Here is a 22190-nt window from a genome sequence, read left to right on the forward strand (position 1 = left end):
CATAGAACTCGTTCTCCGGCAGATGGTTGTCGTTGAGAAATTTATAGACTATAAGAGTAGAGGGTGCGGTAAATCAGCCGTTCGCCCTCACAGCCTTCCCCCTCGATGATCTCCATGATTTTACGGCTTCGGTCTTCCAGCTGCTTTGTGAACACGATGATTGGATAGGCTTCGACCATGATCTGCATCAAAACATCATCGCCCATCATATATTTTCGCTTTGCGAGCGTCATCATGCGCCGGTAAGTAGAAGCGCAGCTGTTGGAGTGGATTGTGGTGCAGACAGTATGGCCGGTACGGGAGCTTTCTGCAGCGGACAGGCTTTCTGCTGCAGACCGCATCTCACCGACGCCGATCACATCCGGGTGCTTACGAAGGACCCGCTCCAGCAGGAAGTCCTGGTTGATGTTCAAGGAAGGATTTTCGCTGGGCCGGGTGAGCAGATGGACTACGGAATTCAGAATGTTTCCATGTTCGTCCCGCTTGACCAGATCAAATTCGCGGCTGCCCTCCTCAATCGTGATGAGGCGCCGGTTGTCAGGGACCTGGGACAACAGCCATGCCATGATGGTAGTTTTGCCGGAGCCGGTGGCCCCGGCAATGCAGACGGATACGCCATAGCGGATGCAGGCGGTCAGAAAATGAAGCATTTCCGCTGTTGCGCTGCCGGAGTCCAGCAGCTTCTGTGCAGAAACCGTCTGTTGATTTACGATACGGATGGAAGCGTTGATCCCCACCTCCGGGTCAACAATCGGCGTCTTATCCACAGAGATACGCACATTCTTATCCAGAAACCCGATCACGCTGGGCATGGTATCGTCTATGACCATGCCGCAGGCGTTGAGCATACGCCGGACCACATCAATAGCGTGCTGTGGAGAGGAAAACTTGTCCGGGATTTTAACGCTGCGCCCGCCGGCTTCAATCACCTCAATGTCGTTGTAGGCATTGATGTTGACCTCCTCAATACCGGGTTTGTAGATCCACTTTTTCAGGAAGGAGTACCCGGCCATGTCCTCATAGAGCTTCTCGCACAGTTCCTCCGTGGTCAGCCCCTCGATGGCGTATTTTCGCTTGACGATGTACTGCACCATCAGTTCTTTCAAAAGGGAGGAGGCGCGGTCGGTATTTCCATCGCCGGCCTCTGCAATCGTGGCGGCGTGGTTTTCCGCAAAATACCGCTGTACATCTTCCAGAATCTGTTCATAGGTAAGGTCTTGGTTGGCCGCAGGAGCGAAGAAAATGTCATTGAGATTATTCATCGGCAGTTTCCTCCTCAAAATGCTCGGTTTCGTTTTCATCATCCTCTGCGGCATGGTCGGCCAGCTCCATTTGTTCCAGAGCATCCAAAACTTTGTTGAGCGAAGCTGTGTTTTTGGGATTGCAGTATTTGATGGCCTGGAACATCCCGCCTTCGGTGGCGCAGCGGTCGATCTCCTTGCCATAAGGCAGAAGGCCATCCCACCCGCCGATGATATGGCCCATCTCATCCAGCGCGTGGAAGGGGCGGGCCATACCAGCAAAGGTCATGTGCTGATCGTAGTGGAAACGCCCGTCTCCCAACAAGGGCTGATGGGCCTTTAAGTAGTTAACGCCCTTGAGATCAGGCGTCAGGATGCGAATGACCAGATCCCCTGACTCAATGGCGGCAGGCGTGAACACATTCGTCATATTGGAACTACAGTCCAGAATGACGAAATCCACAAGCCTTGCGGCGGCGTTGACCAGCTGGAGTACCATGGCGTACTTGACTTCCGGGTAGCTCAACGGATTTTCACCGGCAGCATAGCCCATCACGCCAATGAAGGGATAACTTTTGAGCACGGTAACATGCCCTGCCACCAAAGAGGTATCAATTTCCACGCTGCTCAGTACCTGCCCCACAGAGGCATTGGTCTGAATGATCTGCTCCGGCAGCCACACCGGAAGCATAGGAACACTGATTTCCGCATTGATGATGACCGCTTTCCGCTTGTCGCGGGTCAGGGCTTTTGCCAGAATGCAGGAAAACATACTTTTTCCGCTCCCTGGGCTGCCCCAGACAGTAATAACTTTTCCCATAGTCGAAGGCTCCTTTCCAAAGAGGTGGGATACCCCTTGACTTTTTCATTGTCAGTTGTATAATATAAATGAAATTATCATAAAATGGATTATGATAAAGGAGGTAGCAATATGAAATTTATCGGCAGACGCAGGGAGTTGGAATCCCTTGAAACCGCGTATCAAACAGACGGCGGCTTTGTCGTTATCTATGGCAGACGGCGCGTGGGAAAAACGACACTTATCAAAGAGTTCATCAAAGACAAGCTCGCTTTTTACTTTCTCGCAACAGAGGAAGTAGAATCCCAGAGCATGAAGCGGCTTGCCAGTGTTGCTGCACGGATCACGAAAAATCCTATGCTGCAGAGAGTCGCATTTTCCGATTGGCTGGATTTGTTCCGTGTGATTTCGGAATACCGTCCGGAGGAGAAAAAGGTGCTCGTGATCGATGAGTTCCCGTATCTGGTCAAATCGAATCCGGCGTTCCCCTCCATTCTCCAAAACGCATGGGACGAGATCCTCAAGGACAGTAATGTGATGTTGATCCTCTGTGGCTCACTGATCGGAATGATGCAAAAGTATGCCCTCTCATATGACAGCCCGCTGTATGGGCGCCGGACCGCGCAGATCCGCCTTGCTCCGCTGCCATTCCCGGATGTGTATGCGGCACAGAGCCTTTCGTTTGAAGATGCGGTGAAGCAATACTCAATCACAGGCGGTGTACCCAAGTATCTGGAGTTCTTTAATGAGCGGGACGATTTGCTGCAGCAAGTGGAATCTGTTATCCTCTCGAAAAACGGCTTTTTATATGAGGAGCCCAACTTCCTGCTGAAAGATGAAGTGACCTCGGCCGTAAACTATTTTTCCATTATCCGAGTGATAGCGGAGGGCAATCATAAGCTGGGTAAAATCGCCGGCGCTATGGGGATCGAGACTTCCGGCCTGACGCCTTATCTCTCTACCCTCAGCGATTTGGGCTTTATCGTCAAGGACACGCCTGTGACGGAGAAAAATCCGGAGAAGTCCCGCAAAGGGCTTTACTTCATACAAGATAACTTTGTGCGCTTCTGGTTTCGGTATGTCTACCCGTATAAGGGAGAGCTGGAATTGGATAACACCCGGCTCGTCATGGACGAGATTGAAAAAGATTTTGAGCAGAAGTTTGTAGCCTTTGCTTATGAGGATGTCTGCAGGGCCGTTTTTGCGGACTTGTGCAGAAACAGGGAAATTCCATTTACGCCATCCCGTATAGGTGCCTATTGGCTGAATGACCTCGACAGTGATACCGAGATTGATGTGATGGCGGTAGACCATCAGAATCGACAGGTCTTTGCCGGCGAATGCAAGTTCCATGTCAAGCCAGTGGATGCGCCGGTTTTCTTTGCCCTGCGGGACAAAGTGCAGGCGTCCGCAGAAATCCAATCGGCGTTCAAAGGCTATCAGTTCCTCTACGGGGTGTTTTCCAAGAGCGGCTTTACTCCACGGCTGCTTGACATGGCCGGACAGAATCCCAGCCTGTTCCTGATCAACGAGGACAAACTCATCCAAACAAATACCTGATGGTAAAACCAGGGCGGTGAATCGCTTCACCGCCCTGGTTATTTGCTATCCTCCTGGCCGCTTTCAGGGGAGACGGTTTCAGGCTCGTTCCCTTCGGTGTTTTCGGCGCCTCCCTCGGCGGCAGGCTCGCTGCTTTGCGCATCAGCGTTTTCCTCCACCAGCGTTTCGGGGAAATAGATCTCCTGGAGCGTCTTGTCCTGTTCGGCCAGCAGTTCTTCAGCCAGCTGGTCATTGTTGCGGGAGATCAGGGCCACATGAGCTACGCCGTCGTTCTCCAACTCAGTGATGATGCGGGCCTGCTCCGGGCTTGCCAATACTGTGATGGTGGCAGACTGCTGCGGCTCCTCATCCTCTGTGGGCTCCTTGGTATTGTCCACATTGATGCCATCAGAATCCGTGACGGAAAGGACCTTGACAAAACGCAGCTCTGGTACCTCTTCCGCAGTCTCCAGGAAGTGATAGATGCGGACAATATCATTGGGCTGGAGCTTATCCGACAGCCCGGAGGCCAGTGTTTTTACAGTCAGAGATATGGCAACCTTGCCGGAGGGGATGTCGTTGAGCGCCGCATCGGAGGAAACCGGGACGCTGCTCACCTTACTGGTGAGAATATAGTCGCCCGCAGCCAGGTCTGCCGTCACATACAGCCCCTCCACATCCTCAAGGCTGTGAGCCACATTGCTGGGAAGGTTATAGCCGCCTACCTCCACAACCTCGGCGTTTTCTTTGGTGACCTGTTCGCCTTTGAGCACAGGCCGGGTGATGCGGACAATTTCCGTTTTCCCGTTGGTCTGCCGGGCAATGGTGGGCAGAGCCACAAAAGCAATGACTGCTGCCAATACCAGGGACAAAATACCGAAAATAAATCGGTTGTTGAGTTTCATAAGCACATTCTCCTGTCATAAAAATAGTTCAGCCAGCGTTGCAACAGAGCAGCCGCAGGCAAGAAAAGGTAAGAACGGGATGGCGATGGGCTGGCGGAGCCGGGAAAGCCTTCGGAACAGAAGGACCATCGGCATGGCAAAGACTGCGGCCACAAAGAAAACCAGAGCCATCCCGGAAGGGCCGTAAATCAGACCAAGTATCCCACAGAATTTAATGTCGCCTCCTCCAAGCCCAGTTCCACCCGTTGCCATGGCAGCAGCCAGAGGGATACAAAAGCCAAGCAATGCCCCCGCCAAAGCCTCGGCAACGGTGGGCCAGAGCTGCCCACCGTCCCCGGCAAGGCAGACCTTGAGCAGCGGAGCCAGAGCGGCGAAGGGCATAAAAAAGGCGAGCGCCCGATCCGGCACCCGCCTATATAGAATATCGTAAACAGCAAAACCAGCCACAACAGAGAAAACGGTGAGCAGGTATGCCGGCCACAGGCTACTCGCGGTTGGTGTACCAATCATCATAAAGGCTCCCATCGATTGAAACATAGTCGTTCAGGTTGATGCTCAACATTCCATCAGGGGTCCAGGTGTCCCAGACCTGGGTGAAGACGGTATAATCTGTGGAATCCGGGAACCATAGCGGACTGAAATGCACAGCCCGGTTATAGGTAGAGAACTCGTTGGGCTGGAAAGTGAATTTTGCACTCCGGCCGCTGGACACCCGCTGCAGAAGGCGTAAGTATGTTTCGTACTGGAACTCGGGAAACACGGAAAATGCCGTCTGCGGATGGGTGATATGGCTGGTGGGCGCGTCGGTGGAAAGGGTGGCTGTCACATCCTGCTTGACGCCATACCCGCTCTTCATTGACTTCCCGGAGGCCGTGGGCACAATATCATCCGGCATCAGGGACATCACACCGCTGATGGAGGCAGAATAACCGGTGTACTCGTACTCCCAATAGCCTTCATCGACCCAGTGCCCCCAGTCATCGTGGTCACACCAAACCCAAACCGGTACCCAGTAGCAGCTCCATATACCCCAGTTGGCAGTGAGCTTCTGCGGCTCATTGGGGAGTGATGGAACGGTGTAGTTGGGGTTGGTATCCGTTGCTGTCGGGTCTGGAGGGATATGTTCGTTCAAATCCACGATCTCCGCAACAAATGTATCTTGTGCGGTGTAGGCCCCGCTGACGGAAACCGTGATGGTTACTGACTGTGGAGTGGAGGGCGTGTGCCACTTGACCCAGACCACCTGGCTGTCGCCTGCCGGGATGACTATATCATTGACCCGGTAGGTGGTGCCGAGAATATGGAAGGTCACCGAGGCCGGATTGTCCGGTGTTAAATCCGTATCCGTCCGCAGAGTGACGGATGTGATCACATCCGTGTCTACCCGATATTCTACATCGGGCGCTTCAATTTCCCCTTCGGGCGGGCGCTCATCAAACCAGACGATGCCGACACCCAGACTGCTGATGATGTCAGCGTTGCTCTGCTTGCTTGTGGTGCTGCCTGTCCATGCGGGCAGGCCGAGATCGCTAAATTCCAAAAACATCGACAGGGGCAGATTCTTATGGGTGAGGGAAGTCATGGTTTTCCGAAGCGCCCCGCCGGATTTTTGGTCATACAGCGCCGCCTCTGTAGCGGTCATACAGTAATACTGGCCGTTATGCGTAAAGTATGCAATGGGCTCGATCAGCAGCTTATAGTCGCCAGCGATCATCCGCTCATAGTCCACACCGGCCGCTTGGGCAACCATCTGGCAGGCATACTCCGAACAAAAATACCGCTTGATGGCCTCAATATTGCTCTGTCCCTTGCTGCTGACGATGGTGGGCATAGACTGCGCTGGTTTGATGCAGGAGTATGCCACACCAGACTGGAGGGAGAGTGCGGTGCCGCCCAGATACTGTAACTTGTTGACTTTCCCAAAGTGCAGGACGCTGTTTTTTTGTACCCGGTTGGAGAAGTCTACGGGGGAAGATATTGCTGTACCGCTATCGGCATCCACAACGGTGATCCGCACACCATCATTTCCAGGATTCCAGAAATTAGAGGATGTGCCTTGGCCCATGCTGCCGCCACCGCCGTCAATATTTCCGTTACCGCCCTCTGCAAACGCGGTGGAAGGAAGCAAACAAAATACCAGGGCAAGGCTGCACAGGAGGGCGAGAAGTCGCTTCAAATACATCACACTCCGTTCTTCTTAAAATAGAAAGGCCGCCACAGCTCTGTGACGGCCAATCAAGGTTATATTCAGTTGTAGATGGGTCAGCCCATATTGCCGACTTGCTTGTTGATGTCACCATCACTATCACCAACAGACTGTTGAACATCGCCGGGAACTACCCACCCAAACACTGGATCATACACAGCGCCGTTGCCATTGCTGGCCCCGGGGGCCGGCTCATTATTGGCCGGCTCCTTTTCAGCAGGTGGAGTGGTGACCTTGGGTACTTCCGGGTCAGGATTGACCGGATGATCTTCACCGGGGTCTTCCCGCTCGGTTTTCCCTTCTGGCGCGGGCGGGGGCGTTGTTTCCGGTTTCTCCGTGTCCGTGAAGTCGATCACGACTTCATCCTCAGTTTCAGAGGTCACCTTGGGGTACTCCTCTTCAGGACTGGAGGACTGGCCGGGCGTATAGGCTCCGGCTCCGCTCTCACCATCTGTCTGTGTACCGCCATCCGACCAATCGCTGGTCGTGCTGCTGGGCGGGGATTCTTCCGGCTTGAAATCTTCTGTGCGGTCCCGGCTGGCAAACCAGCAGACGCCCAGGATGGCAACACAGAGGACAGCCAGCGAAGTAACGATAAAGCCTTTGGATTGAAAAAACTTCTTCATGTGTGCTACACTCCTTTTTTGCTGTTATATAAAGCCTATACTGTAGTTCTGACTGAATTTTCAACAGCACAGCTAAAATTTGGTATTGTGGTACCCGGTCAGCTCTACCCGCTGGGTGATGGTAGGATAACTATGTCCAAACATCCGCACATAAAAGTCAACATCACAGTAAAAGATGTACTCCACACGATCACCCACCACATTGAATTCAAGGCTGATGTCGGAAACCGTGTAGTCATCGGTAGAGAGAGGGACCTTTTCGGCAAGGCCGCCGGCAACTGTGGCCTCCAGCATTTCTGTGTAGTCCCGGCTGGAGTAGAGGGTGCGTAAATACTCTTCAAAATTGGTTTCCCGTTGGGAGCGGTAGGTATCTGCGTAGATGGTGGCGCTCAGATTGTTCAGCTCCATTTTAGCCCCGTTGCGGATGTTGATGCAAGTAATTCTCACCGAGGCATACAGTAGCAGGAAAGAGATGAGCATGACGACTCCAACCACAAAGAAGCAGGCGAAGAAGGTGATCTCCCCCCGCTCGTTGCGAAGCGGCCGGTGCAGCTGTGAGAAAAAACGCTTCATAGGCCACCTCACTTCCAGTAATGTTCGCTGACGCCGGAGCCGCGGGCCACCACCGTGATGTTGACCAGATCCAGATTCCAGAAGCCGCCCAGCTTGGCATCCCCCTCAATGGTGATATAGAAAGGTGTCCCCAGCTGGATGGCCCGAGACATCCCGGAAGGTGTGGGAGATTTATATGTGGCGTCAATCGAATAGGTGATATTGTCGGCTCCCTCGATCTCCGAACAGAGGAAATCAAAGAGGGCATCCGTCTCGCTGTTGATGCCGCCGGACAACTGGATCTGCTTGACCATCTGATCGGCCGCATGGTCTAACTCCTGCTTTGTGGAGATGACACTGAACAGGTCGATGATAAAGGCCAGCAGGATGACGGCGATGAAGATGAACACCACCGTGGAGAAATAGTTGGCCTCGCCCCGTTCGCTCTTCAATGTCCTGCGGAGCTTTTGCAGTATGCTATGGATAAAAACCACCACCTTTACTCAGAAATAAAAACAGCCGCTCCCGGCCGGAGCGGCTACATTACAAATTTTTGACTGTACCAAGTATAACAGATATGGATTTGCGGCTCAAGGGCAAGGCTGTGCCAATGTAGGGACAATCCTGTGCCAATTTACAGAAGTGATTGCAAAACATAGCGGATGCCGGGGCAGGATTGGCTGCATGGCTATGAAGCAGCTGAAATAATAAAATAACCGCCTGAGAAGCAGTTATTTGATACCTCCCAGGCGGTTTTCGGTTTACAGGTTCTGCCGGATGATCCGGGTGATGATTCCAAGAGCGATGCCGCGCTCCACATCCAAATGGGTGACGGCAAAGGATACATCATCCTTCTTTCCGGGCATCCGGTAGTCATAGCAGGAATGAGCCACCGCATTGACGCCGTTGGCGAGCCGGACATAGACCACGCCCTTATGCACATCGGTCACTTTTCCGGCGTATTTGCCCTGGATTCGGCACTTCTGCAGGTTGTCCCGGTCGGTATTTTCTGATGTACTCTTGATGTCGGCACGGATTCCGAGGTCCTCAAGGCTGTTGCGCCGCACATTGAGAATGCGGACCAGCACTTCATCGCCCACGGAGAAACGCTCGTGGGCATCGCCGATCCAGTCCCAAGCCAAATCACGGGCCAGAATTGAGGTTTCAACGCCGAACACCTCGACACGGATGACCTTCTCTGCAACAGCGATAACCCGGGCCTGAACAATACGCCCCTCGTAGATGCGGTACTTCCCCTCGGCGTCCAAATCGAAATAAAAGGTCTGGCGCTTCCGCATCATGGCCTCACGGCGGCTTGCGACAACGCTGCGGGTCTTGGAGTCGATGCCGCGCACCACAAAGTCGATGTCCGCCCCCAGCATATTCCCCAAAATCTTGTTTTGACGCAGCATCAGGTCGGCGTACTCCTGGCCGGAAGGGCTGCGGCCCAGATTGATCATCATCTCCTTGATGGGGATAATGATTCGGAAGCCCTTGTAATCCACTACGGCCACAGTTTTACGGTTGTCCAGCTGCTCAATGCCGCCCAGCTGACCTGTGAGGATGCGGCGGGTGCGGTAGGCGTTGTGGATCTCATGCCAAATAACATCCTCACGGTCTTCCTGAGTTTCCACCTCTTCACGGCTGCGGATGGTCAGGATAGAGGCGTCACTGCGGTGTGTTACAGCGGCCTGGCGCGGAGCGGGAGCGGACGCAGCCTCTGCCGGCGTTTCCTCTTGGGGAGTGGCATCTTCTGAAATGGGTGTTTCCCCCTCATCAGGCGGCGCCGTATTTTCAACAGGAACAGAAGAATCTACAGCCCGCTCTTCAGCGGCCAGAGCCTCCGCAGAGTCCTCATTCTCGCCATGTGCGGGATCTTCCACAGGCGCCGCCTTTTTCCGCCGGGGTGCCCGCTTGGGCTTGGGGGGAGCCGGCTCCCCAGCAGTTTCGGAGACCATCTCCGCCGGGGGGCCATCTGCACTTTCAGCAGACAGATTGGAAGGAGTCTCTTCCTCACCGTCACCAGCCTCACCGGGTGCCGATCCGGCAGGCTCATCCAAATCGGAAGGAGCGCCAGAGGCCTCGCCGCCATCCTCGGGGGCAGCTTCATCAGACGCCTCCGTTTCCATGAACTCAAGGGGAGGGGCAGAGCCTTCCAAAGTGGCGTCGCCATCAGGCTGCTCCGTAGCGGTGCTGTCATTGGGCTGGTCCATAGAGGCCAGCAGCGCATTCAAATCGTCACTGTCAGGCGGCGCCGCCGCATCAACCGGGGTACCGTCGAAAGAAATGGCACCGTCCGCGGGGGCGGTGTTTTCGGGAACAGGGGTTTCCTGCTCCAGCAATACTTTTTTCTTGGTTGCCATAAAATTAAAAACCTCCTATGTTTTGTATTAAGAAAGGATCGAGTCCTTGTCTGTTGTGATAATGCCATTCGGAGCCTCTGCAGCTGGAACGGCTGCGGTCTGTTTGGTGCCGGTAGATGTGCTGGCCGCTTTCGCCTTTTTCTTCACTGGCTTTTTGGGCGCGGGGGCCTGCGGTTTTGGCTGTGCCGCAGAGGGCTTCGGTTGCTCCTGTTCCAGCCTGCGCCATTCGGGGATATGGGCGGATGCCTTGCAGGAACGGAGCTTGGATGCCTCCGGATGTTTGGAATAGTCCATTTTGTCTACCTTGAGAACTTTTTGCCCCCGGATGATGACCAGCGCCTGCTTGATAGGCAGCCGCAGAACTTCGTCCGGGGTGAGGACAGGACGCTTGCCGACACCAGAGGTTTCCCGGTATTCAGGCGTGTAGTTGGAGATACGCCAGGTACCCAGCTGCTTGGATTTGCTGGATACCGACACAGAAGCCAGTCCCGTGCGGGAAGAAATAAACTCCGCCGTCAATTCATCCGTGCAGCCCAGAAACAACTGCGCGTCGCAGTTGCCCAGAATTTCCTGCCAGAGATTGAGAGGATACCGATTCTGCAAGCCCGCCAAGTTCTGAAACACACAGCTCATAGAGATATTTCTTGAGCGAATGACGCTTAACCGGCGGGAGAGGTCTGGAATGGTGCCGCAGGCTGTTAATTCTTCACCCAGGACATGCACCGGCACCGGCAGCTTGCCGCCCTCACAATTTTTGTCGGCATAGCGTACCAACTTAATGAAACAGAACGATAGGAACAGGCTTGCCAGAAAATCAAAGGTGCTGTCCTGGTCGCTGGTGACGAGGAAATAGGCGCACCGCTCCTGGCCGGGCAGCTCCAAATCAATTTCATCCCGGGTGGTGATCTTCTTAATCAGCTCCGACTGGAACACCTGCAGCCGGGAGCCAAGGCCGATGATGACGCCGCTGCGGACTGTATCGCTGGCCTGTTTATACAGGCTGTATGGCGCTTTGGCCGGATGGGTGGGCGGCAAGTTCTCAAACAGGCTGTCCAAATCGGACTCGCCGCTTAAAGTCAGCAGCCGGTACACCTCTCCGATGTTTCGGTTTTGCTCTGCATAACTCTGGTCCACATAGAGGACGAGGGCTTTCAGCAAGTTCATCTCGCAGGAATCCCAGAAATGGTCGCCCTTGCCGTTGTTGATGGTGTTCTTAATGATGACATCTACAAAAAGCTGCGCCATCAGTTCCTGCCCCTCCACTTCGGAAAGGCAGTTCCAGCTGTCCGAGTTTTCCGGATTGACTAAATTGAACACCTTGACACAGTATCCCTGATCCCGCAGATACTCGCTGGATTTTTCGTAGAGCTCACTTTTAGGATCTGAAATAATCAGGGATTCTCCGCGTACCGCCGCCTGAAGGATACGATTCACGCAAAAGGACCGGGTTTTCATGCTGCCGCTGGAGCCGTACACGGCCAGGTTGCCGTTGATATGGGGATTTTCGGGAATACAGACAGCCTTGTTGTCCAGCATTCCCAGTACAACGCCTTTATGGGAACAACCTCCCCTCGAATTTTGTAAAGTCAATGGTTTGCAGGTGTACCCGGTCACCGCAGTAGCGGCGCAGCACATCTGCTTGAAAATCAAAGCAGATCAGTGTACCGGGGCGTTCCATCAGTTCGAGGGAGGTGTTAAAGCGCACGATTCGGGGCAGATCGCAGAAGTAACCGAACAGCACCGGCGTTCCATCCGGCTCTGCGGCATCCTGCTCCGTGGCTCTGCCGGGATTGCCGGCGGTGAGGCCCTGTGACAGAATACGGTTGAGTTCCGCAGTTTTTACAGGGTCACACAGTAACGCCAGTATCACCTCCCCCTGATGGTCATTGATTAAGAAATAGAAGTGGTCGTAACTGCCGTCCAGCATGAAATAGTCATGTTTGGCCCCGCCGGTGCTGGTGAGTATCTGGTAGGCCAGATCCATACTGTCCCCCAATACCAGCCCATGTACCTGTTCGACACGGTACTGCTGGGCCAGACGCTGCTGGCATAGAATGTTCCAGAGAAGCGTTTTTACCCGCAGCTCGGACTTGTAGCGCCACTTCATCAGAGCGCCCCCGCTATTGTAGGTCACAAAGATGCCGGTGGGGGCTAACAGCACCCCTGCGAAGCGGGAGCTTCGGATCTGGGTGGCATCAGCCCCCAGCTCCTTGACTTCGCGTGAACTGTAAAACGCGGGATATGTTACAGCTTCGCCGCCAAAACCGGTCTGGGCAAAGACCTTCGGCTTTTCATCCGGGTAGAGCAGTACCCCGGCGTTGCCCATAGTAATATAGGTTTCCGCGAGGCGGTGGAGCCGAAACCTCCGGTTTGCTTCGCTTTTGAGCCGGTTGGTTTCTGCGTCACCTGTAAGGCAGAATGTAAAACGCTCGGGCCATCCGCCCAGCAGAGCTGACTTGGCTTTGGTCCCCAGCCGATAGCCCCGGAGCCGGTCCCGGTAGTAGGTGCGCAGCAGTCCGGCCTTTTTGAGCGCGGTCACGACCGCCTCCAAGTAGTAAGGGCTGGCAGGAAGGCGGTTGAGTTGGCTGGTGGGGAACTCTCCCGAAATAGCGGTCAGCGATAAAAGCCGGAACGGAAGCGTATCCGGCTGTGGAAAATAGTTGGTGCTTTTCCCAAGTAGTCACCTCCCTTGAAAGTACAGGATTTTTACCCAAATGACTGAGGACTTCGGTAAAAACGACCCTTCCCATGAGTGAAAAAAGCCCGGAAAATCGGGCGTTTCAGCCGCTTCGCTGAATGTCGGGCCGGAGAAGGCCCAAAATGGTCAAAAATCCGAGATGGATTTTAGACTTGTTTTATGCTCCGTCAGCCATTGTGGAAAACGCTGCTTCTCCATGATGTAGATTTTTGTGCAATCCTGGTCGCCCAGTTCAGCCGTGTTATAGGCATCGCACAACAGGCCCGTATCATCAGCCATCACAAAGGAAGACAGAAGATCCAGTAATTGCTTTTCCGACAAATTATCGTAATCCCGTATCCGCCTGTCGGGAAGTGTCCGGTCATAGACCTGGGTGAAACAGACAACGCAATCGCGGTAGTGCGGAAGAGGATGTTCCCTTGTGTATTGATCAAGGACAAAATAGAGCGGGTCCAGCAGGAACTCATCGCTTTGCCGCTGTCTGCGCTTCGGCAGCAAACAGGGCAGTGTCACCTCCAGCACCCTGTCCTCGCAGTTGACGGTGATGCCGTGCATTACACCGGCGGATTTGAGATAGTCTCCTTTGCGGATGGTCGTGCTGGAATAAATCAGATGCCGCAGCCGGCAGGCAATCCGCTCTGCCCGCAAAGCGGCATCTATGGAAAGTGTTTCATAGTTGTCGGGGTAACGCTGGATGTCAGTGGTGTCCAGCGCGTACAGCGCATTACTCAGACGGGATATATCGTCGAGAATGCTTCCAATGCGGTGGGATATTAGTTTTCGATCCAATCATGTGCCTCCTGCTTTCTTGAAATAATTTGTCCGGCCTTCCTCGTCTACAGTACAAAATCCGGATATGCCCGGACAGTCAATTTTGGCGATTTGCGCCGGAGCATCGACCAGCATGATACGGCGGCTTCCCCCTTTGTTGCCCCGCAGAGCATGGCAGACAAGCGCCTCTTGCCCGGCGGCAATATAAGCGATCTCATACAATTCACCATCGGCAAAAAACACAAGTTTAACGGGAAAATCAGCCGGAGCGTGGTAATCTACCCGCCGGATGAAGTCCAGCAGGACCCACACTGCCCGGACAAGCACATGGTCGGTTTTTGGTGTTTGCCCTGCCAGGAAATAACCGCCGCCGTCTGTTTGAAAAATGCGGCCCTGCCTCTCCAAATGAGAGAGCAGGGCCTTTGCAGTATCTTCTTTGCCAGGGTGAAAACAAAGAAGCTGATGTTCACAGAGGCCGGGGTACATTGTTACAATCCGCAGCAAGTCCGCAGCCTCGTTCCCATAGATTTCAGCCCTGGTCTTCATGGGGCTCACCTCCTTTATTAAAGGCGCCAATCAGACGCCTTCAAAGCGCATTGTTAAATAGGAATTGTGGAAAGACGCCATTAGAGCGTCAATCCGGCGTTTTTCGAGAATAGTAGGAAAAAAGGCGTCTTATAGGCGTATTGCAACTGTCAATGATGCGTTTTCCGGAGATTACAGCAATCCTCTTTATTGGGATTTACAAAATCCCTCCAGAATTGATAGTGTTCCGTTACATCTTCACAGATTGTCTTCTGCGGAATATGGATTTTTTCCACGATCCGCTGCTTTTCTTCCAAAGGAAGATGATAGTAGCCTCCTTGCCGCACGGTATATTTAGAGAAATCAACACCCCGAAACCACTGCTTAATCCACGAATTGACGCGCAGAAATTCAACCACACACCGCTCAATTCCCAAATCATTCAGCTTGTCGAAATCCATGTATTCCTCGATGATGGGACTTAATCGGATTGCTACATCATACCCTTCCGCTTGCAGAGCCTGAATTGCGCGGATGCGCTGGCTGGGAGGACTGGCCTTTTCAAATTGGGCGGTTTGTGCATCGTCCAGGCAGGTCACGGTAATTTGAATATGGGCCAGTTCCTTGTCCAAGATCTCTAAATACTCCGGGGCAGCGGGAAGTGCAGACTTCGTGACGATGAGATAGCTTACCCTGCACAGATTCATCTCCTGGATGGTCTGGTAGGTAGTGCGGTAGCGCCGTCTATATCATCGAAGTCCGTGTTCGTGTCGCTGGCATCCTTGATTTTTGACCGGTTGATGCGGAGCTGCTGGCCGACCCGCTGAATAATGCGTTCTTTGGGTTGACGCGAAAGAAACATATCGAGGTCAATGCCATCACCGGCATTGACGATCAAACTCAGCCAGCCTGCGGGCACCTGGGTTTTGTAACCATCTGATGGGACGAGCAGATAAGTATAGTACAGCCCGTCTATGCAGAGATACCGTCCATGGGTGAAGTCGATGCATTTGGGAGCAGCAAATTCAGCCGCCGGGATGCGGTCAATCTCGCCCTCCCGCCCCTTGTCGAGATACTGTGCCACAATTTCCTGCGCCCGTACCGACAGGGGCTTGACCGCACTTTCATTTCGGCACAACAAATTATAGAAAACATCTACGGTAAATTCGTCCTCGTTTTCGTGGACAACAACCTCGTTGCCGCATTGACGCAGGTAATTGGATGCCGTGTGGACAGCACTTTGGAGAGATTGGATCGCTTCATCTTCCTGTTCGGAGCGCCGTGTGTTGTTCCAAGGCTCATACTCAAAAATCAAAAAGAAGCGTCGTGTAACCGCCTCATGGGAGCCGACCTGCTGAACAAAATCCAAGTAGTCCTCTTGCATCAAGCGGCACTGTTCATTGTCCTCCTGCGCCATTTCACGGCGTACTGTGTCCAGGTGGCGGTTAATGTCGGCACGCCGGGTAAGCACTTTGATCTGCAATTTAATAGGACTGATTTTTAGGTATGAGACGAAAGAGTAGATAATATTTCTCTGCTCCCGGGCGCTCCGCAGCATGAAGTTGATGGGGACCACCTCAACCACCTTGACAAATCGGTGGTCTTTCGTGTAGATAATGCCGTTGGAGATCTTCTCAATGGGCAGATAGTCTGCCACCGGATTGACGCAGGGAGGCTTCTCCTCCTTGATATGGGCTGGGCGTTTAGGCATCCGCTCTTTTTCAGGCCGCCTTTTTGCTTTCTTTTTCGCTTTACTGGCCTTGGCAGGCCGTTCCTTCTTGGCATTTTTCTTGGGCCGGAGCTTTTCACGGATCTCATATCCGCGGACTTCATCAAACTCAGCTGGGAAATCTGCTTCACCAGACCGCCGGCGCTTCGGTGCCTTGGGCTTTCTCTCCTTTGGAGGCTTCTGTTTGAGATGCTTGCCGGCTGATTTGGAGGGCACTGTTTTTTCGCCGAGCTGTTCACCGTCACCGCCGACAACGCGGCGATTCCGCAGGTATTTCAGAAAAGTGATCAGAAACTGCGAGAGACTTTCCCCTGAAATGCCAATGAGGGCAACCAATGCCACCGGGAGCGCAGTCAGGCATAAAGCAATAATGCGGGCGGTCAGCCCAAATGGAAGGCATAAAAAAACCGGCGTCCCAATGGCAAATGCCAGGATGCCGGCTTCAATCACATTCCGCGCACGGAACATACCGCCAAAAAAAGTGCCTGTTTCTATGAAGTTCGGCGGTATGATATAAATATCATGGTCATTCTTGTTGCTCATGTATTACCTCGTTTCTGATGCCGGGGTGCGGTGCGGTCAGCCAATAATCCAGAAAGGACCGCCTGCTGCCGCACGGCGGCTTGCTTCATTTAAGATGATGGACAGATCCCACAACTGCCCGCTTCGCTTGTAACTGGCCGGGTCAGCCACCATGATCTGGCCGTCTTTTACGCCACGGAGAACAATGAAGTGGCCGGATGAGGTAAAATGGCCTTCGGACATAATTGCCACGACCAGCTTGCCATCTGCGAGAGCGTCTAGAATCCGCTGGGGCTCGGAAGTCGTGCAGCCGGATACCGGAAGGCCCCATTCCTCTGCAGCAGCAGGGATCAATGCGTGATAAGAGCCGCTGCTTTTGCACCAATAGCCATTGTCATATGACCACTTTGCCATTTCCACCGGGTTTACCATATCGTCTGTGAGGGAGGAAACCACGATTGCCATGGCGGTGGGCCCGCACCCATAGCCGCCGATGTTATCGGTGCCATAGGGTTGACTGGCATAGCGTTCATCCAGCTGATTGTAATAAACAACCGGGGTCCCGCCGTCGGTAAAGGTTACATCTCCAAGGGAGGGGATGCTGTTCCCCGTCCACTCGTCCACATTTTGCAGCAGGCCGTCGCCTAAAAAGAGACTTAGGTTAGAGGCATAATCGGACGCCAGTTCTTTCTGCTCATCCGTAAGCGCGAAAACATGGTCGGCAAGATAAGACTCGCCGTTGTAGCGAATGGTATAGACCATCCAGATCTCGGTGGAGGTGGTTTCCTCCCCGGTCTCCGGATCTTCGGATGTGACCTCACGGCTCTCCCGCACACTGGTATAAGAGTATAGATGCTCTTTATTCTCCCGCAGGACAGTGGACAGGTCATCCAGCGAAATGCTCTCAAAGTCTTCATCCCGGGCAGCGCAATACTGTGAAACGATGAGGTTGGCGTTGTAGACCAGGCCGGAAGAATAGGGGTTTTTGACCTCCATTTTGTCGGCGCCAGAAGAGGCAAAGTCCACTTCGATACGGGCCATCACATCATCCAGCGCCTCACCCAGAATGGCGTTGATGGCAAAGGTAATGTCGTTGGCGTTTTCTACGATGGCGGTTTCGCTGTTGAGGATAGGCGTGTCAGGATCAGCTGGTGAAAAGGCATTGACCAGCCCTCCAAAAATCAGGCCGGGCAACATCAGGAGGAAAAGGACAGGCAGCAAAAGCAGAATGGCAATGATGGCAATGATTTTGCCGATGTGCTTTCGGCCGGCCCAGACGGCCCCAGCCACAGCCCCATAGGGGCCGCCGGCGGCAGCGCCTTTCGCTGCTCCAGAGATGGCCTTGCCAGCTTTGATAGCGCCTTTGACCGTATGTGCGGCAGAGGCTGCAGCATCTACTGTTTCGGCGGAGCTGTTTTTTTGTTCTTCAGCCATTAGAGTTTGTCCTTTCTTTTGGGAGTAGGCGGCAGTTTCTTTACGATGGATTCGTGATAGGCAATCGAGCCGTCCGGTGCCATATAGGGAGATTTTTCAACCGCATCCACGGCATACTGCTTATACCAGGCGGTACCATCTACGGCGTGAACAGTTGTGTACTGGCCTTCCGGCGCCACATACTGGTCTGCATGATACATACCAAAAGCGATGCCTTCTGGATGTTCCGGAGTGACTTCTGTGCCGGTAATGCGGCCACCGCCAATCTCCACATTCTGATAAGTGGGAATATTCTCGGCCCCGGGCTCCAATGCCGCATGACCCATGTAGGAATGCAGAGCTTCTACAGCTTTATCCCCGGTCATAGTTCCCATCTGGGTGATACTCCCGGTAGCAACCGATCCTATGACATTGTTGGCAAAATTGCCTCCTTTGCTTACGGAGGAGGCGTAGATATGTCCACCGATGCCGCCTGCAGCGCCGCCGACCAGCCCACTTAATCCGGAGGGCTTGGCATCCGGGGGCGTTGTGGCCGTTTTGACCGCATTGTTGGTAACATTCCTTTTAATCACGCCGGCCAAGCCACCGCTGGCAAAACCAGCGCCGAATCCAGCACCGCCTTTTCCGCCACCGTTTGCACGGACATGGGAGGAATGACTGCTGCGGCCTCCCGCAAAGTGATTGCTGGCAAAGCTCTTAAATCCGCTGAATCCCCTGGCCGCAATCATAGCCTCCGCCAGCATACTGCCTCCGGTATGGCCGACATTGACGCCCAGACTTGCCATAAAAGAATCGATCTTCTGTGATACTTTAAGGAATCCGATTGCGCACATAAACCAGATCAGCACATTCCCCGAAACGGCCTCCTTGCCTACGGCATCCACTTGTGCCTGAACTTCTTCCTCCGAAATAGCGAAAGCAGGCTGGCAGAACAGGCAGGAGAGAGCTGTGACCATCAGCGCAAGGAGCAAAATTTTCTTGAGTCTTTTCAAAATGGCCCCTCCTTACAAAGAGAGCGGGTTGGAGATAAACGAACCAACCATACTCGTGAACAGGCGCAGGCACCAGGCGTTCATCAGCAGAAGAAAAATCTGACCGCCCAGCATCCGGCACCAGGATTTCCAAATGTTTGATGTTGTCTGGCTTGCACCCATGGAAAAGGCTAATGGAGCCGTATAGACCAGCACACCGAGCAGAACATATCGTTCTGCCGCTTCCAGCAGCAATTTCAGGTAGTTCCACGCCAAAATGATGACTAAAATCAGAGTAATAAGGGCCACAGCCCCATTGGCGCACACCCCGATGATGACCAGCATTACAGAGTTGAAATCTGCAAAACTGAGTGCCGGCAGTTCCGAATCCATAATCCAGTTGTACGGCGTACCGCCGATGGTCAGGATCATGCTGACAATCTCATTGGAGAAGAACGCCAAAAGAATAAAAATGACGGACCGAATGCTCAATTTGAGCGGGTCTTCCGCTTCAATGCCGGCTCCCAGACCAAAGTTTTTGAACAACTGCCACACCCAGTTTAGGAGAATGATACCGATGCCCAGTGCCACAAAAACGCTGTACATCGTTTCGGCTGCGGGAAAGTAGCGCAGAAATACCGCCATATCGCAGCCCAGTGCCCCCAAAACCGAGGTGGTTATCAAGTCAAGGCCCGCCATGACCTGCTCTGCGATCCATTCAACAATGCCGTCCAGAATACCCATAGGCCATGCCTCCTTTCGTCGGGTATCAATGTGACGCCGATCAACCTGCCCACTGACCACCCTCAAAGAAGGGGACGATATAGGACATGATAAAGCCCAGACTGTTTAAGATGGCCCAGGTGATAACAATTCGTTTGAGCCAAGCTCTGCTTTCATCCACCGTTTTACCAGAACGGGAGAAATTCATGAGCAGCAATGCTACCGAAGCGGTCACAATGGCCGCAATCGTGGAGATAGCGAGGATCTGCGTGTAGACATCCTGCATGATTTCTGTAGCCTTTGTCCAAACATCGGTTGCGGCAAAGGCCGGCTGGCTGAACATCAATGAGACGGTGGGACACAGAAACGCCATATAAGCGATTCTGCCAATGGAAAAACGGCACGGAGGGCTGGTATCGCCGTTTCGCTTTTGGTGAGGAATCTTGCGTTTTTTCAATTTTCGGACCTCCAATCCAAATGTAATATGCGGGACTCAAACAAAAGAGGAGCCCGCAGCTCTTGTAATAGATGCGGGCTCCCTCCCCAATCAGCCGGTCATTAGGGCAGCAAAAAAGCACCTTGAAAAAGGTGCCGTTCACTGCCTGCATTCAGTTTTGGGTGCAAGTTTGAGCATATTCAGTTTAGCACACCAGGATTTGCGGCTCAAGGGCAGGAATGCGCCAATTTCATTCCTGTATTCTGCCAATTATTTGCCCTTGGCTTTTTCATCTGGTTTTGGTGCTGGGAAAAACTGTTCCAGCATATCCAGACTGTCTTTGGAGGTGTACCCCCATAGTACGGAACTGAGTGCGTCAATGGCTTCCCTGCGTCTGCGGTAGTAAGTGCGGAATGAGATGTCCCGGATATGCGGACGCAAATTCTCGATGATCTCCTCCACATTTTTGAGCTGCTGCGGGGAGAGGAAGGAGTAGTAAAGCAGCCAGTAATAAGCCTCGCCATTCTTATGGCGGGTGCGAAGCAATTCGACAGCCGAATCCAGGAGCTTCAGCATCTTGTGGCTGCGCTCAATGCACTTGGCATGGTGTTCAATATCGCTCCCGTTCAGATCGGCGCCGGCCAGATAGATGGAATCCAGAAATTCCTCAATGGATGTTCCGTATTCGATCTCAAACTTGGACCGCACATGCTGGACAGAAATTTCCAAGCTCCACACCACATCGCGGTATTTTTTCAGCAGTTTCCAGGTATCATGGTACAGAGGATTTTCTGCGACATCTTTTTCAACAAATTTTTTCATGGTAAGACCTCCTTGTTCAATTCTCCGCGACGGGAGAAAGTGTAAGTTCAAAAGTGGCGACCTGCCTGTTTCCGCACAGAATAGACAGGCCAAAACAGAGCGTTGACTGTTCCCGCACGCGGGGTAGTAAATCTTCCCGGCAGTCGCCCGATAAGGGATATAACTTATAGCGGGAGAGGGGACAACCAAAGCACGAAATCCCTTGTGCCATCAGAATTTGAGCCATCTTTTGGATGATAATTTCAATGTGCGATTTTGAAACGCTATTGAGTTCGTTTGAAACGATAATCTCATGCTCAATAATTGGCGTGTTTTGACTGGAGCCTGATTCATCGGGGAGTTCCAAACGGATGTTGAGCGTCATAGCGACCTCCTCTTTGTCCACCATAACATCCGATATTTCAAACATGGTGGACAGGTAATTTTTCAAATAGATTACGCTGCCGTGTCGGCCCGGGAAGGACATAAGGGAGATATAGTCCAGCACGGCCAGCTTTTTGAGGACACGGCCGACTGTCGCCCGGGACAGTCCCCAGCGGACAGCCAGTTCAGTGTAGGCAACAAGAGGATTGCCGGTGCCGTTGCGGAAATAGACCACTGGCCCCAAGTCTGATCCCTGTACCTGATTATCGTTGTAGACGGCTGAAACCCAGAGATCCAGAATAATATCCATTTCGGAGCATCGGCTTGTGCTGATGAGATCTGTGACAATGGAAACGGGCAGGAAGAAAAAGCCGGTATCCTTCTGGCAGGGAGCATTATATTCAAGCACCGTGTTATGCCGCGCCCAGTCGCAAATTTTATAGCGGATCACATTTCCGCGGTCCAGCCTCTGAAAAGTGATAAGGTGCTGCTTCTGCAGTTGTTCCAGCACTGTGAACGCCTGGCATTGAAACCGGGTGCGAAACCACTGGGATACTTCCTTGAGTGTGCAGACCCATTCGCCCGGGTAGATAGTATAGCTAATCCCATCAATGCGGCGATATGAGGTGCGGAAGTTTGCGTAGCTGCAAAGTACGGTAAAATAAAAAAGGCCGGAGCCCCCGCTTGTGCGAATGCTCCGGTCTGCCATCAGCCGATGGACGAATTGTCGATAAATCCGGCATCGTGGGTAATCCACGACCTGTTTGATTTGTAATTGATATTCTGGCATGGTGTACTCCTTTTTATATATAAGGTATGAAATTCGGTATCAGGGTTAAAAAATCGTTGACTTGAACATCTACAAAGCTTATGCTATACTTGTTTCTGTATGGATCTGCTTGAAATAATATGTAGAGTTTATACAGACCTTATTACAGCCGAGCAATTTTATATTGTGGTCGCTT

General features: G+C 52.9%; 21 protein-coding genes and 1 pseudogene. 1 reads left to right on the top strand and 21 read right to left on the bottom strand.

Annotation, left to right across the window (positions count from 1 at the left end; translation table 11 throughout):
* Positions 1-41: 41 nt before the first annotated feature.
* On the bottom strand, positions 42-1262 hold the full coding sequence (locus tag ACZM22_RS02490) for an ATPase, T2SS/T4P/T4SS family (protein ID WP_489542977.1): 1221 nt from the start codon (positions 1260-1262) through the stop codon (positions 42-44).
* Positions 1255-2061: a CpaE/TadZ family protein gene (locus tag ACZM22_RS02495; RefSeq protein WP_489542978.1), complete on the bottom strand. Its 807-nt coding sequence runs from the start codon at positions 2059-2061 to the stop codon at positions 1255-1257. The genes ACZM22_RS02490 and ACZM22_RS02495 overlap by 8 nt, the downstream gene beginning before the upstream one ends.
* Positions 2062-2172: 111 nt before the next feature.
* Between ACZM22_RS02495 and ACZM22_RS02500 the strand changes: the two genes are divergently transcribed.
* Complete coding sequence (locus ACZM22_RS02500; RefSeq protein ID WP_205504972.1) at positions 2173-3600, top strand: ATP-binding protein; 1428 nt, start codon at positions 2173-2175, stop codon at positions 3598-3600.
* Positions 3601-3638: 38 nt separating this feature from the next.
* Here ACZM22_RS02500 and cpaB read toward each other — a convergent pair whose 3' ends face one another.
* From cpaB to ACZM22_RS02595, 19 genes and pseudogenes are all read right to left on the bottom strand, one after another.
* On the bottom strand, positions 3639-4484 hold the full coding sequence (gene cpaB, locus ACZM22_RS02505; RefSeq protein ID WP_489542979.1) for a Flp pilus assembly protein CpaB: 846 nt from the start codon (positions 4482-4484) through the stop codon (positions 3639-3641).
* Positions 4485-4499: 15 nt separating this feature from the next.
* Complete coding sequence (locus ACZM22_RS02510; protein ID WP_009258050.1) at positions 4500-4997, bottom strand: prepilin peptidase; 498 nt, start codon at positions 4995-4997, stop codon at positions 4500-4502.
* The gene (locus ACZM22_RS02515) at positions 4969-6666 is read right to left on the bottom strand and encodes a DUF8193 domain-containing protein (protein ID WP_489543044.1); all 1698 of its coding nucleotides are present in this window, start codon (positions 6664-6666) and stop codon (positions 4969-4971) included. The genes ACZM22_RS02510 and ACZM22_RS02515 overlap by 29 nt, the downstream gene beginning before the upstream one ends.
* Positions 6667-6746: 80 nt before the next feature.
* A complete protein-coding gene (locus ACZM22_RS02520; protein ID WP_205504974.1) occupies positions 6747-7316 on the bottom strand; it encodes a DUF6550 family protein in 570 nt (189 codons plus the stop codon).
* Positions 7317-7388: 72 nt separating this feature from the next.
* Entirely contained in the window at positions 7389-7889 is a 501-nt protein-coding gene (locus ACZM22_RS02525; protein ID WP_489542980.1) for a hypothetical protein, read from the bottom strand.
* A gap of 8 nt (positions 7890-7897) precedes the next feature.
* On the bottom strand, positions 7898-8320 hold the full coding sequence (locus ACZM22_RS02530; RefSeq protein ID WP_349145419.1) for a DUF4320 family protein: 423 nt from the start codon (positions 8318-8320) through the stop codon (positions 7898-7900).
* Positions 8321-8629: 309 nt separating this feature from the next.
* Positions 8630-10231, bottom strand: a complete 1602-nt coding sequence (locus ACZM22_RS02535) for a S1 RNA-binding domain-containing protein (protein WP_489542981.1) — start codon at positions 10229-10231, stop codon at positions 8630-8632.
* Between the two features lie 27 nt (positions 10232-10258).
* Positions 10259-11788 (bottom strand): annotated as a pseudogene (locus ACZM22_RS02540) (VirD4-like conjugal transfer protein, CD1115 family); the annotation flags it as partial.
* Entirely contained in the window at positions 11784-12770 is a 987-nt protein-coding gene (locus tag ACZM22_RS02545) for a hypothetical protein (protein WP_244052635.1), read from the bottom strand. The pseudogene ACZM22_RS02540 and the gene ACZM22_RS02545, both read right to left, overlap by 5 nt.
* A gap of 285 nt (positions 12771-13055) precedes the next feature.
* On the bottom strand, positions 13056-13718 hold the full coding sequence (locus ACZM22_RS02550) for a DUF6100 family protein (RefSeq protein WP_244052636.1): 663 nt from the start codon (positions 13716-13718) through the stop codon (positions 13056-13058).
* On the bottom strand, positions 13719-14246 hold the full coding sequence (locus ACZM22_RS02555; RefSeq protein WP_044941046.1) for a DUF5697 family protein: 528 nt from the start codon (positions 14244-14246) through the stop codon (positions 13719-13721).
* A 149-nt stretch (positions 14247-14395) separates the two neighbouring features.
* The gene (locus tag ACZM22_RS02560; protein WP_489542982.1) at positions 14396-14857 is read right to left on the bottom strand and encodes a hypothetical protein; all 462 of its coding nucleotides are present in this window, start codon (positions 14855-14857) and stop codon (positions 14396-14398) included.
* A 71-nt stretch (positions 14858-14928) separates the two neighbouring features.
* Positions 14929-16497 carry a TraC-like domain-containing protein gene (locus tag ACZM22_RS02565; protein ID WP_489542983.1) on the bottom strand — a complete coding sequence of 523 codons (1569 nt, stop codon included), beginning with the start codon at positions 16495-16497 and terminating at the stop codon, positions 14929-14931.
* A 36-nt stretch (positions 16498-16533) separates the two neighbouring features.
* Positions 16534-17910 carry a C39 family peptidase gene (locus tag ACZM22_RS02570; RefSeq protein ID WP_489542984.1) on the bottom strand — a complete coding sequence of 459 codons (1377 nt, stop codon included), beginning with the start codon at positions 17908-17910 and terminating at the stop codon, positions 16534-16536.
* Positions 17910-18902 carry a hypothetical protein gene (locus tag ACZM22_RS02575; protein ID WP_302818242.1) on the bottom strand — a complete coding sequence of 331 codons (993 nt, stop codon included), beginning with the start codon at positions 18900-18902 and terminating at the stop codon, positions 17910-17912. Before ACZM22_RS02575 ends, ACZM22_RS02570 begins: the two co-directional genes overlap by 1 nt.
* 12 nt (positions 18903-18914) lie before the next feature.
* The gene (locus ACZM22_RS02580) at positions 18915-19625 is read right to left on the bottom strand and encodes a hypothetical protein (protein WP_489542985.1); all 711 of its coding nucleotides are present in this window, start codon (positions 19623-19625) and stop codon (positions 18915-18917) included.
* A gap of 40 nt (positions 19626-19665) precedes the next feature.
* The gene (locus ACZM22_RS02585) at positions 19666-20061 is read right to left on the bottom strand and encodes a fimbrial protein (RefSeq protein ID WP_227144075.1); all 396 of its coding nucleotides are present in this window, start codon (positions 20059-20061) and stop codon (positions 19666-19668) included.
* 249 nt (positions 20062-20310) lie between these two features.
* On the bottom strand, positions 20311-20862 hold the full coding sequence (locus ACZM22_RS02590; RefSeq protein ID WP_009258068.1) for a hypothetical protein: 552 nt from the start codon (positions 20860-20862) through the stop codon (positions 20311-20313).
* A gap of 16 nt (positions 20863-20878) precedes the next feature.
* Positions 20879-22015: a MarR family transcriptional regulator gene (locus ACZM22_RS02595; RefSeq protein WP_489542986.1), complete on the bottom strand. Its 1137-nt coding sequence runs from the start codon at positions 22013-22015 to the stop codon at positions 20879-20881.
* Positions 22016-22190: the final 175 nt, after the last annotated feature.

The organism is Vescimonas sp., from assembly GCF_057856985.1.